We start from the raw sequence: 1,758 nt of genomic DNA on the forward strand, positions 1-1,758 counted from the left end.
CCCCAGGAGGCCTGACCATGGCTGAAGCCCCCCGCATCCTCTTCGACCACACCCGCCACCGCCTCAGCATCAGCCAACTGGAGGCGCCCCTCGACGTGCTGGCCTTCGAAGGCGAAGAGCGCCTGAGCCAGTGCTTCACCTACCGCATCGAATTCACCAGCACGGCCCAGGACATCACCGCCGAGCAGGTGCTGCGCCGCGGCGCCACCTTCCGCCTGTTCCCGCTGCCGACCAAGCCCCTGTACCGCGGTCACGTGGTGCCGCCGGCCAAGCCGCTGCGCAGCCTGCGCGGGGTGGTCACCAGCTTCCGGCGGCTGTCTGGCTCGCGCGACGAGGCCCGCTACGAAATCACCCTGCAACCCAAGCTGGCGCTGCTGGCGCGCGGCAAGCAGTACCGCATCTACCAGCAGCAGAGCGTGCCGGAGATCGTCGAGAGCGTCCTGCGTCGCCACGACTTTGAAGGCTATGAATTCCACACCCAGATGGTGCGCGAGTTTCCCCGCCGCGAGCAGGTGATGCAGTTCGGCGAAAGCGACCTGGCGTTCATCGAGCGGCTGCTGGCCGAGGTGGGCATCTGGTACTGCTTCTTCGACGACGTGCGCGTCGACATTACCGTGCTGGAGTTCCATGATCATCGTCGCGGCTACCAGTTCGGCGTCGAACTGCCGTACACCCCGCCGTCCGGCCTGGCCAACAGCGGCGAGGACAGCGTCTGGGCCCTGCAAAGCCGCCACCAGGTGGTGGAGCAGCACATCGACGTGCGCACCTACCGCCACCGCGACGTCCGCGCCTTGCTCGACGCCGAGGTCGACCAGACCCGCGCCACCACCCGCACCACCTACGGCGAGGCCTACCACTTCGGCGACCCCTACGACACCCTCGGCAACCGCCACGTCTACGACGACGACCTGCCCGCCGAAACCGGCATCTTCTACGCGCGCATGCACCACGAGCGCTACCTCACCCAGCAGGCCTGCCTGAGCGGCACCACCAGCAGCCCGACGCTGGCGCCCCGGCAGGTGCTGACCATCAACGGCGACGCGCCGCAGGCGTTCAAGCCGCGCATCGTCATCACCGAACTGCGCGCCAGCGCCGCCCGCGACAGCAGCTACATCGCCCACTTCCAGGCCATCCCCTACATCGAGGCCGGCAGCTTCCGCCCGCCGCTTCCGCCCAAGCCCATCATGGGCGGCACCGTTGCCGCGCGCGTCACCAGCTACAAGGCCAACGACCCCTACAGCCACATCGACCTCGAGGGCCGCTACAGCGTCAACTTCCTGTTCGACCGCCACACCTGGCCCCTGGGCCGGGAAAGCCTGTGGCTGCGCCTGGCCCGGCCCTACGCCGGCGCCACCCACGGCCTGCACCTGCCGCTGATACCCGGCACCGAAGTGGCCGTGGCCTTCGAGCACGGCGACCCCGACCGCCCCTACATCGCCCACGCCCTGCACGACAGCGAACACCCCGACCCGGTCACCCTGCGCAACCACAAACGCAACGTACTGCGCACCCCGGCCAACAACAAACTGCGCATGGACGACACCCGCGGCCAGGAGCACGTGAAGCTGGCCAGCGAGTTTGGCGGCAAGAGCCAGCTGAACCTGGGGCATGTGGTGGACGCGCAGAAAAAGGTGCGTGGCGGCGGCTTCGAGCTGCGCACCGACGCGCATGGGGCGTTGCGGGCGGGGAAGGGGGTGTTGATCAGCGCGGATGAGCAGGGGAAGGCGCAGGGGGAGGTGTTGGAGATGGCGTCAGCCA

Annotated in this window: 1 protein-coding gene; it reads left to right on the plus strand. The window is 68.6% G+C overall.

Annotated elements, in window-relative coordinates:
* Positions 1-17: 17 nt before the first annotated feature.
* Positions 18-1,758, plus strand: a 1,741-nt coding sequence (locus ACWKWX_RS32570; RefSeq protein WP_483829921.1) for a type VI secretion system Vgr family protein, incomplete at its 3' end; no start/stop codon positions are given.

The organism is Pseudomonas imperatae (assembly GCF_057128625.1).